11 protein-coding genes are annotated in these 14733 nt (G+C 68.9%); 2 read left to right on the top strand and 9 right to left on the bottom strand.

The features are described from left to right. Window positions 1-4: 4 nt before the first annotated feature. Window positions 5-1210, top strand: coding sequence for a cytochrome P450 (locus tag ACZ4SF_RS02330; protein WP_468377072.1), 1206 nt, complete (start codon window positions 5-7; stop codon window positions 1208-1210). Between the two features lie 66 nt (window positions 1211-1276). Here the strand turns inward: ACZ4SF_RS02330 and ACZ4SF_RS02325 are convergent, their stop codons facing one another. The 4 genes from ACZ4SF_RS02325 to ACZ4SF_RS02310 form a co-directional block, all read right to left on the bottom strand. Continuing rightward, a complete protein-coding gene (locus ACZ4SF_RS02325; protein WP_468377069.1) occupies window positions 1277-2329 on the bottom strand; it encodes a zinc-dependent alcohol dehydrogenase family protein in 1053 nt (350 codons plus the stop codon). 73 nt (window positions 2330-2402) lie between these two features. Beyond that, window positions 2403-3533, bottom strand: a complete 1131-nt coding sequence (locus ACZ4SF_RS02320; protein ID WP_468377066.1) for a catalase family protein — start codon at window positions 3531-3533, stop codon at window positions 2403-2405. A gap of 57 nt (window positions 3534-3590) precedes the next feature. Continuing rightward, window positions 3591-4943: a Dyp-type peroxidase gene (locus ACZ4SF_RS02315; protein WP_468377063.1), complete on the bottom strand. Its 1353-nt coding sequence runs from the start codon at window positions 4941-4943 to the stop codon at window positions 3591-3593. 112 nt (window positions 4944-5055) lie between these two features. Further along, entirely contained in the window at window positions 5056-5646 is a 591-nt protein-coding gene (locus ACZ4SF_RS02310) for a hypothetical protein (protein ID WP_468377060.1), read from the bottom strand. 377 nt (window positions 5647-6023) lie between these two features. Between ACZ4SF_RS02310 and ACZ4SF_RS02305 the strand changes: the two genes are divergently transcribed. Next, window positions 6024-6701, top strand: a complete 678-nt coding sequence (locus ACZ4SF_RS02305; protein WP_468377058.1) for a GAP family protein — start codon at window positions 6024-6026, stop codon at window positions 6699-6701. Between the two features lie 100 nt (window positions 6702-6801). Here ACZ4SF_RS02305 and ACZ4SF_RS02300 read toward each other — a convergent pair whose 3' ends face one another. From ACZ4SF_RS02300 to mreD, 5 genes are all read right to left on the bottom strand, one after another. Beyond that, window positions 6802-8763 (bottom strand): TIGR03960 family B12-binding radical SAM protein, encoded by a 1962-nt coding sequence (locus ACZ4SF_RS02300; RefSeq protein ID WP_468377055.1) that lies wholly within the window; start codon window positions 8761-8763, stop codon window positions 6802-6804. Between the two features lie 70 nt (window positions 8764-8833). After that, on the bottom strand, window positions 8834-10336 hold the full coding sequence (locus ACZ4SF_RS02295) for a CYTH and CHAD domain-containing protein (RefSeq protein WP_468377052.1): 1503 nt from the start codon (window positions 10334-10336) through the stop codon (window positions 8834-8836). Between the two features lie 123 nt (window positions 10337-10459). Then, entirely contained in the window at window positions 10460-11656 is a 1197-nt protein-coding gene (rodA, locus tag ACZ4SF_RS02290) for a rod shape-determining protein RodA (protein WP_468377050.1), read from the bottom strand. Further along, window positions 11653-13905: a penicillin-binding protein 2 gene (gene mrdA / locus ACZ4SF_RS02285; protein ID WP_468377047.1), complete on the bottom strand. Its 2253-nt coding sequence runs from the start codon at window positions 13903-13905 to the stop codon at window positions 11653-11655. The genes rodA and mrdA overlap by 4 nt, the downstream gene beginning before the upstream one ends. A gap of 146 nt (window positions 13906-14051) precedes the next feature. Continuing rightward, window positions 14052-14729 (bottom strand): rod shape-determining protein MreD, encoded by a 678-nt coding sequence (gene mreD / locus ACZ4SF_RS02280; RefSeq protein WP_468377045.1) that lies wholly within the window; start codon window positions 14727-14729, stop codon window positions 14052-14054. Window positions 14730-14733: the final 4 nt, after the last annotated feature.

Below are 14733 nucleotides of genomic sequence, written 5' to 3'. Positions count from 1 at the left end.
CACCATGACGCCCGGCACCATCTCCGCGCAGATCACCGACTACGCCAATCGGGCCGATCCCTACCCGCTCTACGCGGAACTGCGCAAGCAACCGGTCAGGCGGGAGGACGACGGCACCTACCTGGTCAGCACCTACTACGAGGTGCGGAACCTGGCCAACGACCCGAGGCTGAGCAACGACACGAGCAACCGTCCAGCCGGCTACGCGCGCGTCGGGCAACCGGTGGACTCCGGCCTGCCGCCCAGTTTCATCTTCACCGACCCGCCCGTGCACGACCGGCTGCGCGACACCATCAACCGGCCGTTCGGTCCCCCGCACAGCCCCAGGTTCCTCGACGGCCTGCGCGGAGAGCTGGCCAAGGACGTCGGCGAGCTGCTCGACGCCTTCGAGGGCAAGGACCAGGTCGACATCGTGGAGGACTTCGCCTACCCCCTTCCCGTCACCGTCATCTGCAAGGTCCTGGGCGTGCCGCGCGAGGACGAAGCGCGCTTCCACGTCTGGGCCGATGCCCTGGCGTCGTCACTCGATCCCCGTTCCGGCGACGACGGCGGCCCGGAAAAGGCACAGTCGGCACGCCAGGAGCTGGGCGCCTACCTGACCGATCTGATCGAGACCAAACGACGCCACCCCGGCCCCGGGATGCTCAGCGCGCTCGCCCCCGAGATGACACCGGCGGACCTGGAGGCCACCGCGGTGCTGCTCCTGGTCGCCGGCCACGAGACCACCGTCAACGCGATCACCAACACGACCCTCACCCTGCTGCGCCACCCTGACATCCTGCAGCGCTTCCAGGAGGATCCGGGCCTGGCCGTCCCGCTCATCGAGGAAGTACTGCGCTACGAGCCCCCGGTCCAGTTCGTCCCATGGATCACCGCCCTGACCGACATCGACGTCGCCGGCACCACCATCCCCAAGGGCTCCCCGGTCTGGCTCATGCTGGCCGCGGCCAACCGCGACCCCATACGCTTCAAGGACCCCGACCGGTTCGATCCCGACCGCAAGGACAACGAGCACCTGGGCTTCTACACCGGCATCCACTACTGCTTCGGCGCCCCTCTCGCCCGGATGGAACTCCACGTGGCCGTGCCCGAACTGTTCCGGCGGGTCAGGTTCGCCGGGCTGCTGGAGGACCCGCCGCCGTACCGCGCCAACGCCGTGCTCCGCGGCCCCCGACACCTCCCCGTGTCGATCGAGGGCCTCACAGCCTGAGCGCCACGGGAAGCCCTTAGCCGTCTTCGAAGCCCCGCTCGAAGCCCCGCTCCTCGGTTTCTCGGTTCAGCCGTCTTCGAAGACGAAGAGTGGCTTGGTGCCATGTGCGGGTGCTTCGGCGAGCGCGATGGCTTCAGGGAAGCGCTCGAGCGGGAACGGCCGGCCTTGAGGGATGCTCAGCACTTCGTCGGCGACGAGACTGCGAACCTGGGACAGCGCGCGCAGCGCATCCTCAGGTGAGGCGGTACCGAACCAGCGGTTCAGCCAGAAGCCACGGACTGCTTTGGTCTCGTAGATGACCGAGCGGGCCTGCAGCGGGATCGTCAGCGCTGCCGGGTCGGTCTGCCGGTGGGTGGAGAGCGCGCCGTAGACCACGACCTCTCCTCCCGGAGCCAATGCCTGGGACACCTGAGCACCCACCTGGCCCGCGACACAGTCGATGGCCTTGCGCACGCCGGCCGGCCCTGCTGTGTCGGCCACGCGCTGCAACAGGTCCTCGTCCTCGGTGCAGATGACCTCGTCACCACCGAGCGCTTCGATCTCTTCGACGGCATCGCGTCGCCGCACGACATTGATCGTGCGAATACCCAGGTGCCTGGACAGCTGAATGACGAGCCGGCCGACGGTGGAGCCCGCGGCCGTCTGCAACAACCATTCACCCGGCTGTACGTCGAGTTCGCGGGTCACGAGGAGCAGCGCGGTCAACGGGTTGACGGCGAGCTGACAGGCGCTGGAGTCGCTCAGCTGGTCGGGGACCGGCATGAGCCTTCGCCCATCGACGACAAGGTGTTCCTGCCACGTGCCGGCCACTGGAGGTCCTGGTACCGCCGGGACCGTCGCGGCCACCACGCGGTCACCGGTCTTCAGCCCCACGGTGTCCGGGCCCAGGGCCTCGACACGGCCCACGCATTCCATGTGGCCCCCGACCGTGGGAAATTCGGGGGAGAAACCGTAGCGGCCACGCAGCACATGCAGATCACTGGCGTGAATCGGAGTCGCCTTCACACGGATCAACGCCTGCCCGGCTTCCGGTGCGGGAACAGGACGGGATTCCAGCCGCAGGACATCGGCAGGCTCGCCGACCTTTCCGGCTACGAGCGCACGCATGAATTGAGGCATGAGTGACCTTTCGAATCTCCTTGGGTCTGTCTCAGCCGTGCGTCGGGGTCGCTTGCCGTTGCACCGGTCGGCCTCAACGGGTCTGGCCAAGTACCTCCTCGGCGCTGCGCGGCTCTGTGCGCGGCTGTTCGTTGAGCTTGTGGCGCGCGATGGAGGAGTGCCGGTAGACCTCTTTGCGGGCGCGCATGATGTTGCCCAGGGGGGCGTGTTCGGCGGTGACCCGCCAGGGCGTGAAGGACAGCGAGTCCATCTTCTCCAGGTTCTCCGGGCTGGAGATGTCCTGCTGCGGGAGCCGCAGTCTGGCGACGGTGACGGACGGGGAGAGCTGCTCGGGCCACTCCACGGTGGTGTCCTCCACCGGCATGCGTTCCAGGTCGGTGCAGAGCTGGACCTGGATGTCGAAGGCGTAGGGCCGCTCCTGCAACTCGGCCTGCAGGGCCGGTCGGAAGACCTCCGCCGCAGAGGCCGGGTCGATGTCGCGCCGGACCACCGCGGCGGCGGCGGACGGGTCGGGGGTGATGCGTACCTTGGCGATGTAGTCGCCGTGCCGGACCGCGCCCATGGTCCAGTAACTCGACAGCAGTACGTTCGCCGGAGGGGTCTTTGCCAGGCGGAGGAAGGCCAGGAACTCGTCCCACGCCCAGTTGTCCTGGTCCAGCGTTCCCTTTCCGGTCACGAATTCGGTGAAGAAGCGATGTGCGCCTGGTCGGCCCTTGGAGAAGTAGGCCGGCGCGTTGAGGAACAGTTCCTGGATGAAGAGGTAGTGCTCGACGGTGTTGCAGAAGAAGATCGGTCCGTTGATGTTGGCGTAGTCGAATGTGCCCGTGTCCGGTTCGTCTTCCAACAGGGTGGGGCCGGGGATGTCGAACATCTTCAGTGCCAGTCCGGTGGCGGAGCCCAGACGTGCGTCGGCTCCGGCGTGGGGCGAGCCGTTGGAGAAGCGGATGAGCGCGTCGTGGGTTCCCGGGGTCGCGTAGATGCCCTGGGCGTACTCGGGGGGCAGCCCGTCCAGGATTTCCACTTCCCCTCGGACCAGGCCGTAGCCCTTGGCGTGGGCGTCGCGAAGGGCCCGTCCGGTGCCGCCGGCCTCGACCGACTCGGCGATGTAGCTCTCGGTCTTCTCGATCACCGTCTGCACGTTGCGGTCGAAGCCCGGGTCGTCGTCTTCGACGTCAGGTGTGTAGCGGACGAACTGTGCTGCCATGACTTCGACCTCTCCTCCGGGAGACCGTGATCGCACCTCAGGCGCTTGAAATCGTCCTCAGTCCTCAAGTTCGGCGAGCCAGCGCAAGGCGCGCAGACCCGGTACGAAGCAGTACTCACCGCCGCGGGTGACCACGAAGCTGGGCAGGTTCTGCAGACGACGCCGGACGGGCTTCTCCGGGATGGTGACGCTGCCGGTTCCGCCGTGGTGCCCGGCCACCGGGTCCTTCTCGCCGGGGTAGCCGATGAAGTTGCCGTCGTTGACCCATTCGGCCTTGATGAACTCGAACTGCCGTTCAAGATGGGCTCCGAGGAAGACCCCGACCAGGCCGCGGTCGGCGCCGTCGTCCTCCAGCACGCCCTCGGTCAGCGGCGGCCCGTAGGTGGTGCCACGGCGGATGAGGCGGTGCATCCGCGCGTCGCCGATGATGGTGGCATCGCGGGGGTTGGTGCGCCGGATGTGCGCACCGGCGGGGCACCGGTACCCCCGGTCGTCGTTCTCCCGGTACAGGAAGTTGTTGACGCGGTGCGGGTCGGCCGCCAGTTCCGGGTCGTCGTGCTCCGGCGTCAGCGCCAGCGGCGCCCCGCTCGGCCAGCGCCCGACCATCTTCGCCGCCAGCAGCGCCTCCTCCTCCGCGCCTGAGCTGTTCGCGCGCAGGTACCGGCGCCAGGCCGCCACGTTGGTATGGATCTTGCGAACGGCCGCGTAGGTGCCGTTGCGTCCCAGCACGTCGGGGGTGGGCATGGGCGGCAGGCTGCCGGTTTCGTCGGGGTAGCCGAGGATGAACTCGCCCGCCTTGATCGGGGCCTCCTGCGGGTTGGAGCCGGGCAGTCCGACGCCCTCGATGTTCGGGTGGCTGATGCCGTCACGAAAACCGAAGGTGGTACGCCCGGTCGGGAGCTGGCGGACGTCCTGCTGCCAGATCACCTGGACACCGGGCGTGTCCTCGTAGGCGACACGAGCCCGCTCCAACTCCCGGTCCAACTGCGCCCCATCGGAGGAGAGGGCGCTCAACGCGATGTGGACATCGCCGGTTCCGAACGGTGCCTCCCAGTGGGCCGGTGCGCTCTCTCCCACGTCTCCGATCAGCTCCGCCCGAGCGGCCATGCCCTCACGGAACGCCTGCGGAAAGCTGTCCAGCGACTCCTGAGGTACCCCCAGGGCCCTCAGCCCCTGGTAGGTGAGCGCGACAGCGACCCAGGCGTCCTGGCTCCGGTCCGCGCTCGGCAGACCTCCCGAGGTCACCGGGAGCAGCCGCCGCAGCAGGGCGCGCCCGGCACTGCGGTCATCGACGCGCAGGAAGACGAACTTTCCCGCGTACGGCACGGGCCTCGGACGCAGGGCCCCGCTCTGGACATCGTCGATCTCGACGCTCACGACTGCCCCGCTGCTGCTGTCCGCTGTGTTCATGGTCGCTCGCTGCCTCCGCATCGGTCTCTGCCTGGACAGCCCTGCAGCGGCTGGTACGCGCCTGTCGACGCGTCCACCGATCATGGGTTCCGGGGATGGCTGCATCCGGGCTCTAGGCCGAGGCTTCCTCCAGCAGCTTCTGGAAGGCCGGCGTGGCCAGCAACTCGGCGTTCGCCGGGTTGTCCAGCGCCGCCCGGAACTCGGGAGTGTCCAGGACAGCCTGGAACGCCTGGCTCACGCGCTGGTCCTTCCAGACCTGCTGAACGGTCAGGTCGGGATAGGAGCTGACGAAGACTCTTGCGGGCTCCTGGTGGGCGACAAACCAGTCCTTCACCCCCGGGTCTTTGACGCCGGGGAACCCTTCGGTGTGCGAGAAGACCTTGTCGAAGCGGTCCCCGACTTCCGTCTGGGCGAAGTCGTCGATGTAGCTGTCCCAGGAGCCGTCGAAGACGCTGGCGAACATGTGCCGGGTGTCATTATCGAAGATCACGTGCCGTGCGTCATGCAGAGTGCCGATCTGCCGCAACGCCGCATGGACTCGTTCGTCGGCCTTCGCGTCGGCAAGCGCGGCGAGATCCTCGCGCATGGCGTCTGCATGGCCCGGCTTGATCTCGGTGAAGACGGTGAACTCGTTGCAGACCCCATCCGACCTGCCCGGGCGTTCGGGGTGAGCCGACTGGGTTGAGCCTGTCGTCGCAGTCATGGTGAATTCTCCTGCCACGGATCGGTGCGAGGGGCGCCAAGCACCCGAACATGAGGCGCCATCGCCCTCACATGCCATCCTCACCGTGGATGCACTGCCTCGCATCCCGGCGAAGACCTCGGCATCCGGGGGCCGACCTGATCCCTCCCGAGAAGCTCCTGAGGACAGGTCAGGCCAGGCGCAGGAAGATGGAACCGGTGAGACGTGCCGAGTACGTCGTCGGCACCCTTTACGGGCGGCCACTCACACACAGTCGTGAAGACGGTGACGCAGCCGATCACACACCAGCCCGTTGCGCCGCCGAGGCGGTCGGAGCACCCTCTCGCGCCGAGTCCTGCTCAACCGGATCGCCACCCTGACCCCGCATGGAGGCAATCATGGGCGCAGTCCTCGGTGACGTACTGGGTTTCGCGGCCGCCGTCGCGGTCAGCCCGCTTCCGATCATCGCCATCATCCTCATACTCGCCACACCTAGAGGACGTCTCAACGGAATCCTCTTCACCGTCGGCTGGGTCCTGGGACTCGCGGCGCTGGGCGCGGTGATGCTGGCGATCGCTTCCCCCGCAGGTGCTTCCGCCCACAAGCACCCGGCCACCTGGGTGGGAGCCCTCAAGCTGGCCCTGGGCCTGTTCCTCGTCCTGTTCGGCGCCAGGCAATGGCACCGACGCCCGAAGGATGCGTCACAAGCCAAGCTGCCGAAGTGGATGAGCGCGATGGACCGCCTCACGCCGGTCAAGATCTTCGCACTCGGACTGGCCCTGGCCGCGCTCAACGCCAAGAACGCACCGCTGACGATCGCCGCGGGCGCCGCGATCGGCTCGGCAGGACTGCCGGTCGGGCAGCAGATCGCGTCCATGGCGATCTTCGTCCTGATCGCCACCCTCGGCCTGCTGGCCCCGCTAGGAGTTTTCCTGCTCGGGGGCGAGCGGGCCAAGACCACGCTCGGCAACTGGAAAGACTGGGCAGCTCAGCACAATGTCGCCGTGATGGCGGTCCTGTTCTTCGTCCTCGGGCTGAAGCTGCTCGGCGACGGCATCTCCATCCTGACCTCGTGACGCGCTTGTTCGCGTCGCCCAGATGCCAAGTCGCCCAGACGCCGACGAGCCCCCTCCCCGTCAGGGAAGGGGGCTCAACAGGCCGAGTGCCCAGCTCAGCTCAGTGTGCGTGACCGCTCGAAGCCGGCGTAGGACCTGCGTTCTTGACCGTCAGCGGGAGCAACTTCTTGCCGGTCGGGCCGATTTGAATGGACGTGTCCATCTGGGGGCAGACGCCGCAGTCGAAGCACGGGGTCCAGCGGCAGTCCTCGACCTCGGTCTCGTCGAGGGCGTCCTGCCAGTCCTCCCACAGCCAGTCCTTGTCCAGGCCGGAGTCGAGGTGGTCCCAGGGGAGGACCTCCTCGTAGGTGCGCTCGCGGGTGGTGTACCAGTCGACGTCCACGCCGAAGGGGACCAGGGCCTTGTCGGCGCAGGCCATCCAGCGGTCGTAGGAGAAGTGCTCGCGCCAGCCGTCGAAACGGCCGCCGTCGTCGTAGACCGCGCGGATGACCGCGCCGATGCGGCGGTCACCGCGGGAGAGCAGGCCCTCGACGATGCCGGGCTTGCCGTCGTGGTAGCGGAAGCCGATCGAGCGGCCGTACTTCTTGTCGCCGCGGATCTTGTCGCGCAGCTTCTCCAGGCGGGCGTCCGTCTCCTCGGCGGAGAGCTGCGGGGCCCACTGGAAGGGGGTGTGGGGCTTGGGGACGAAGCCGCCGATCGAGACGGTGCAGCGGATGTCGTTCGACCTCGACACCTCGCGGCCCTTCTGGATCACGTGCGTCGCCATGTCGGCGATCTGCAGCACGTCCTCGTCCGTCTCCGTCGGCAGGCCGCACATGAAGTACAGCTTCACCTGGCGCCAGCCGTTGCCGTACGCCGTGGCGACCGTGCGGATCAGGTCCTCCTCCGAGACCATCTTGTTGATGACCTTGCGCATGCGCTCCGAGCCGCCCTCGGGGGCGAAGGTCAGGCCGGAGCGGCGGCCGTTGCGCGTCAGTTCGTTCGCCAGGTCGACGTTGAAGGCGTCGACCCGGGTGGAGGGGAGGGAGAGGCCGATCTTGTCGTCCTCGTAGCGGTCCGCCAGCCCCTTGGCGATGTCGCCGATCTCCGAGTGGTCCGCGGAGGACAGGGAGAGGAGGCCGACCTCCTCGAAGCCCGTGGCCTTCAGGCCCTTGTCGACCATGTCGCCGATGCCCGTGATCGAGCGCTCGCGCACCGGGCGCGTGATCATGCCGGCCTGGCAGAAGCGGCAGCCACGGGTGCAGCCGCGGAAGATCTCGACCGACATGCGCTCGTGGACGGTCTCGGCGAGCGGGACCAGGGGCTGCTTCGGGTACGGCCACTCGTCCAGGTCCATGACCGTGTGCTTGGACACGCGCCACGGGACGCCGGAGCGGTTGGGGACCACACGGGCGATACGGCCGTCGGAGAGGTACTCGACGTCGTAGAACGCCGGGATGTAGACCCCGCCCGTCTTCGCCAGGCGGAGCAGGACCTCCTCGCGGCCGCCGGGGCGGCCCTCCGACTTCCACTCCTTGATGATCCGCGTCATGTCGAGCACGGCCTGCTCGCCGTCACCGATGATCGCCGCGTCGATGAAGTCGGCGATCGGCTCCGGGTTGAAGGCCGCGTGGCCGCCGGCCAGGACGATCGGGTCGTCGATGGTGCGGTCCCTGGACTCCAGCGGGATGCCCGCCAGGTCCAGCGCGGTGAGCATGTTCGTGTAGCCCAGCTCCGTGGAGAAGCTGAGGCCGAACACGTCGAAGGCCTTCACCGGGCGGTGGCTGTCGACCGTGAACTGCGGGACGCCGCGCTCGCGCATCAGCGCCTCCAGGTCCGGCCACACGCTGTAGGTGCGCTCGGCGAGGACTCCGTCCTGCTCGTTGAGGACCTCATAGAGGATCATGACGCCCTGATTGGGCAGGCCGACCTCGTACGCGTCCGGGTACATGAGCGCCCAGCGGACGTCGCACTCGTCCCACGGCTTGACCGTGGAGTTGAGCTCTCCGCCGACGTACTGGATCGGCTTCTGCACGTGCGGGAGCAGAGCTTCGAGCTGCGGGAAAACCGACTCGACAGGCATCTCGCGAACCTTCATGAGCTGACAGGGGTGACCATTCAGCGTAACCCGCGCTGCGCCCTGCCCCGAACGCTCAGCCGTCCGACCCGGACCTGATCTTCTTCCACCGTGCGGGCAGCTCCGCCTCCGTCGCCGCCGCCCTGGCCTCCTCCCTGCCGTAGAGCAGCCCGTACGTGAACGTGCTCTCGCCCGTGGCGTGGGCCACCGCGGACAGCTCACGGAGGGTCTGTCGGGCCATGACGCTGTCCTGGTGGTCGCCGAGGAGCGTGGTCAGAGACTTCATGGCCTTGGTCAGGGAGGCGGCGGGGGTGCCGAGGGCCTCGGTGGCGGCCTCGGCCGCGTACCGGGTGAGCTTGGCCTTCTTGCGGGCCTCGTGCAGGGCGAGGTCGCGGTCCTTGCCGGGCGGCAGCTCCAGCGCGTGCTCCACGATGCCGGCCAGGCGCTTCTCGTCCTTGCCCACGGCCTTGGCGATCACCTTCTCCGGCTTTCCGCCGGCCGCCTTGCGCAGGGGCGGGTCGCTGATCAGGGCGTCCAGGGTGTCCAGCAGGGTCAGATAGCGGCGGGAGTCCAGGACGCCGGTGAGGTGGGCGTGGGCGCCGCCGTGCCGGATTTCCGCCCAGGAGGCGAGGCGCTCGGCGATGGGGCCGGTGACCAGAGCGGACGGGAGGGCGTCGAGGGCGGTCGTGAGGCGCTCGGCCAGCACCTCCTGGTCACGGTCCACGCCCAGCTCGCCGGCGAGCCACTTCAGCTCGGCGCCGATGGCGTCGGTGACGGTGCGGTCCAGGACGCTGCGGAAGGTGCGCAGGGTGCTGCGGGCGCGCCGGGTGGCGACCCGCATCCGGTGGACGGAATCGGGGATGTCCCGGCGGACTGCCGGGTCCAGCTCGACCAGCACGTCCCGCTGGGCGCGCAGGTAGGCGAGGACATGGTCGCCGGCCGTCGTGGGCCGGGCGGGCTTGCGCTGCTTCCTGCGGCCGCCGGGCCGGGTCTGTTCCAGGGCGTGGGCCAGTTTCGACGAGGAGGCGGACGGCCGTACGCCGGCCCTGCGCAGCCTTTTCTCCACCTGGTCCAGGAAGGCCGGATCGCCGCCGTCGGCCAGCTCCACCTCGATCTCGGTCCACTGGGCGGTAACGCCCTCGCCGGTGACCCGCTCGGCGGTCACGGTGTCGACGCTCGCCTCGGCCAGCAGGGTGCCCTCGGCGTCGACCAGGTGCCGCACGTCGCGGGCGGACCGCAGCCGGACCAGGGGGGCCAGCGCGCGGTCGCGGACGCGGGAGCGGACGAGGGCGGCGATCTCCTCGGGGACGGTGTCGGAGAGCGGCGCCCGGATCTCGTCGCGCACTCCGGGGGCGACCGGGAACTTCAGATGCCAGCCGGCGTCCGAGCCGCCGGTGCGGCGGCGCAGGGTGAGCGAGGCCGACGTGAGGCGTTCGTCGGCGGTGTCGTAGTACACGGCGTCCAGCTCGACCAGGCCCTTGTCGAGGACCGCCGCCACTTCGCCGACGCCGGTCAGGTCGGGCAGTCCGCTGTCGTCGGATTCGTACTTGCGCTCTATCTCGCGTTTCGCATCCGCCATGAAGCGAATCTAGTGGGAGGCGGGCTCGGACGGCAGAGGTCATCCGTGGTGAATGGCCGGAAAACTTTCGCCATCCGCCCGGTGAATCGCGCCGAACCCTGACCCGGTCCGTACCGGGCGTCCTCACGCCGACATCGGCCGCTGCACCTTGATCGATTGCAACAGCCCGACCGCCACCCACACCGCGAACATCGACGAGCCGCCGTACGACACGAAGGGCAGGGGCAGGCCGGTGACCGGCATGATGCCGAGGGTCATGCCGATGTTCTCGAAGGACTGGAAGGCGAACCAGGCGACGATCCCCGCGGCGACGGTCGTCCCGTACAGCTCGGTCGAGTCGCGTGCTATCCGGCAGGCCCGCCAGAGGACGACGCCGAGCAGGAAGACGATGAAGCCGGCGCCGAGGAAGCCCAGTTCCTCCCCCGCGACCGTGAACACGAAGTCCGTCTGCTGCTCGGGCACGAACTGGCCGGTGGTCTGCGAGCCGTGGAAGAGCCCGGCCCCGGTGAGCCCGCCGGAGCCGATGGCGATGCGGGCCTGGTTGGTGTTGTAACCGACGCCCGCCGGGTCCAGGTCGGGGTTGGCGAAGGCCGCGAACCGGTTGATCTGGTACTCGTCCAGGATGTGCAGCTGCCAGATGGCGATGCAGCCGATCACTCCGGCGGTGAGCAGGCCGAAGATCCAGCGGTTGGAGGCGCCGGAGGCGAGCAGCACACCCAGGATGATCGCCACCATGGCGAGCACCGAGCCGAGGTCCGGCATGAGCAGCAGGATCAGGATCGGTACGGCGGCCAGGCACAGCGCCTGGAACACGGTCCGGTGGTCGGGGTACGGCTTGTCACCGGCGTCCACCCGCGCGGCCAGCAGCATGGCCATGCCGAGAATGATCGTGACCTTGAGGAACTCGGCGGGCTGGAGCGAGAAGCCGCCGATGACGAGCCAGTTGCGCTGGCCGTTGATGGTCGCGCCGAGCGGGGTGAGGACGACGAGGGCCAGCAGGACCGACACGCCGTAGAGGATCGGCACGGCGTTGCGCAGGGCGCGGTGGCCGAGCCAGACGGTGCCGATCATCAGGGCGATCCCGATGCCGAGGTTCATCAGGTGCCGGACCAGGAAGAAGTACGGGTCGCCCTGGTTCAGCTCGGTGCGGTTGCGCGTCGCCGAGTAGACCAGCAGGGAGCCCATCAGGGACAGCGTGGTGGCCGCCAGCAGCATCGGCCAGTCCAGCCGGCGGCTCAGCGAGTCGCGGGCGAAGATCCTGGTCCAGCCGGCCCGCTCGGGGCCGTAGCCGGAAACGGAGAAGCTGTTCGTGCCGGTCATGAGGGCATCCTCCGGCTTCCCCTCCTGCGGGCCCGCCTGCGGGTGTCACGGTTGCCGGTACCGGGCGAGGCCGTGGTGCCCGCGGGCTGCCCGTCGTCGCCGTTGGTCGGGTTGTTCTTCTGGGCGGCCTCGGCGTCCTTCGCCGGGTCTCCGGTGATCCTGGGGGCGGCGATGGTGCCGTCCGTGCGGACCTTGGGCAGGCCCTTCTGCGGCTCGGGCAGCAGCGCCTTCTTGTTGTCGATGGAGCCGTCGCCCTGGACGCCGTAGAGCGCGCTGTAGATGTTGCGCACGGCTTCACCGGAGGCGCCGGAACCGGTACCGGCCTGGGCGATCGTCATGATCACCGTGTAGTCCTCGGAGTAGGTGGCCAGCCAGGACGTGGTCTGCTTGCCGTAGACCTCGGCGGTACCGGTCTTGCCGTGGAGCGTGATCTTGTCCTGCGGCCAGCCGCCGAACTTCCAGGCGGCCGTACCGCGGGTGATGACGCCGGCGAAGGCGTCGTTCATGCCGTCGAGGGTGGCCTGGCTGACCGGGAGCCGTCCGCGCTTCTTCGGCTTGATCTCCTCCACCGACCTGCCGTCGGGGCTGATGACGGCCTTGCCGATGGTCGGCTGGTACATCGTGCCGCCGTTGGCGACGGCACCGTAGATCACGGCCTCCTGGATCGGCGTGACGAGCGTGTCGCCCTGGCCGATGGAGTAGTTGATCTCGTCACCCTCGCGCATCTTGTTGCCTTCGAGGCAGTTCTCGTAGGCGATCTTCTCGACGTAGGAGCCGTCCTTCTTGCCGGTCTTGCACCAGGCGTCCTTGTTGGCCTTCCAGTACGTCTCCTTCCACTGGCGGTCGGGTACGCGGCCGGTGACCTCGTTGGGCAGGTCGATGCCGGTCTCCTGGCCGAGGCCGAACTGGTGGGCCGTCTTGAAGAACCAGTCCTTGGGCTGGCCCTTCTTGGGGTTGATGCCGCCGTCCCTCTTCCACTCCTTGTCGGCGAGGCCGTAGAAGACGGTGTCGCAGGAGACCTCCAGGGCCCGGCCGAGCGAGATCGGGCCGAAGCTCTCCCCCTCGAAGTTCCGGAAGACCTGACCGCCGACCGAGTAGGAGCTGGTGCACGGGTAGCCGCCGTCCCAGGGATAGCCGGCCTGGACCGCGGCGGCGGTGGAGACCACCTTGAAGGTCGAGCCGGGCGCGGCCTGTCCCTGTATGGCCCTGTTGAGCAGTGGGTAGTCGGACTTCTTGCCGGTGAGGGCCTGGTAGTCCTTGGCGGAGATGCCGCCGACCCAGACGTTCGGGTCGTAGGTCGGCGCGGAGGCCATGGCGACGATCCGGCCGGTCTTGGCCTCCATCACGACGACGGCACCGGAGTCGGCCTTGTAGTTCTCGCCGGTGATCTTGTCGAACTGCTCGCGGGCCTTCTTCATGGCCTTGTTCAGCTCGAACTCGGCGACCCGCTGGACCCGGGCGTCGATGCTGGTGACCAGGTTGGAACCGGGCTCGGCCGCGTCCGACCGGGCCTTGCCGATGACCCGGCCGAGGTTGTCGACCTCGTACCGGGTGACGCCGGCCTTGCCGCGCAGCACCTTGTCGTAGGTCCGCTCCAGGCCGGAACGGCCGACCATGTCGGAGCGCAGATAGGGCGACTCGGTGTCCTTGGCCTTCTGGATCTCGGAGTCGGTGACCGGCGAGAGGTAGCCGAGCACCTGGGCGGTGTTGGACTTGCCCGGGGCCGCGTAGCGGCGGACGGCCGCGGGCTCGGCGGTGATGCCGGGGAAGTCCTCGGAGCGCTCGCGGATCTGCAGGGCCTGCTTGGCCGTTGCCTCGTCGGTGATGGGGATCGGCTGGTACGGCGAGCCGTTCCAGCAGGGCTGGGGGGTCTTGGCGTCGCACAGCCGGACCTTCTGCATGACGTCCTCGGGGCTCATACCGAGGACGCGGGCCAGCTTGGCGAGGACGGCCTTGCCGTCGTCCTTCTGCTTCAGCAGGTCGGTGCGGGAGGCGGAGACGACCAGCCGGGTCTCGTTGTCCGCGAGGGGCACGCCGCGGGCGTCCAGGATGTCGCCGCGCACGGCGGGGTCGACGACCTGCTGGACGTGGTTGCCGGACGCCTCTTTCTGGTATTCCGCGCCCTCGCGGATCTGCAGGTACCACAACCGGCCGCCGAGTGTGCCGAGGAGGGAGAGGACGAGGATCTGGATCACGACGAGCCGGATCTGGACCCGTGGGGTCCGACCGGTCTCGGGGATGTTGGTCACTGCGGCTGTCGCCCCCTCTCAGTGCGCGGACGTCTGTGCGTGCGGCGCGTGTGTGCGAATCGCCTGCGCGCGTACGAATGATGAACGACCAGCCTGTGAACCCGCGTTCCGGGACAGCTGACCCGTTCGGGTGAACTTCCCTGCGGTCACAGCCGCTTGACCCCCTTGATGCGGCCGACCCGGGCGGAGCGGGTGCGGGCCTTGGCCTTCAGGGCGCCGAAGCCGCCGCGCTGTCCGCCGACGCGCAGGCCGGTGCCGGAGGAGAGCCAGCCGGAGGAGATGTCACCGGCCTTGGCCGCGGGGCCCGTCTCGGTGAGCGGGTCGTTGTCGGAGCGACGGGCCAGCCACATGACTGCGGGCACCACGAACGGGGCGAGCAGCAGGTCGTACAGGGCTGCCGAGATCAGCAGGCCGGTCAGGCCGACGTGCCGGGCGGCGGTGTCACCGACCAGGGCGCCCACGCCGGCGTAGAGCAGGGTGGAGCCGACGGCGGCGGCGACCACGACAACCATCGGGCCGGTCGCCGACTTCAGCCGGCCGTTCTCCGGCCGGATGAGCCCGGCGAAGTACCCGGTGACGCACAGCACGAGGGCGTAGCGGCCCGCCGCGTGATCGGCGGGCGGGGCCAGGTCGGCCAGCAGGCCGGCGCCGAAGCCGACGAGGGCGCCGCCGACATGGCCGTACACCATCGCCAGGCCCAGGACGGTGAGCAGCAGCAGGTCGGGGACGGCGCCCGGCAGGTGCAGCCGGGCGAGGACGCTCACCTGGACGACCAGGGCCACGACGACCAGCGCGCTGGAGAGCAGGATCCGGTTGACACGCATGGGG

The sequence above is a fragment of the Streptomyces sp. NPDC027663 genome, from assembly GCF_055566415.1.
Note: the sequence above shows the minus strand (reverse complement) of the source record. Positions and strands in the feature narration are given on the sequence as shown.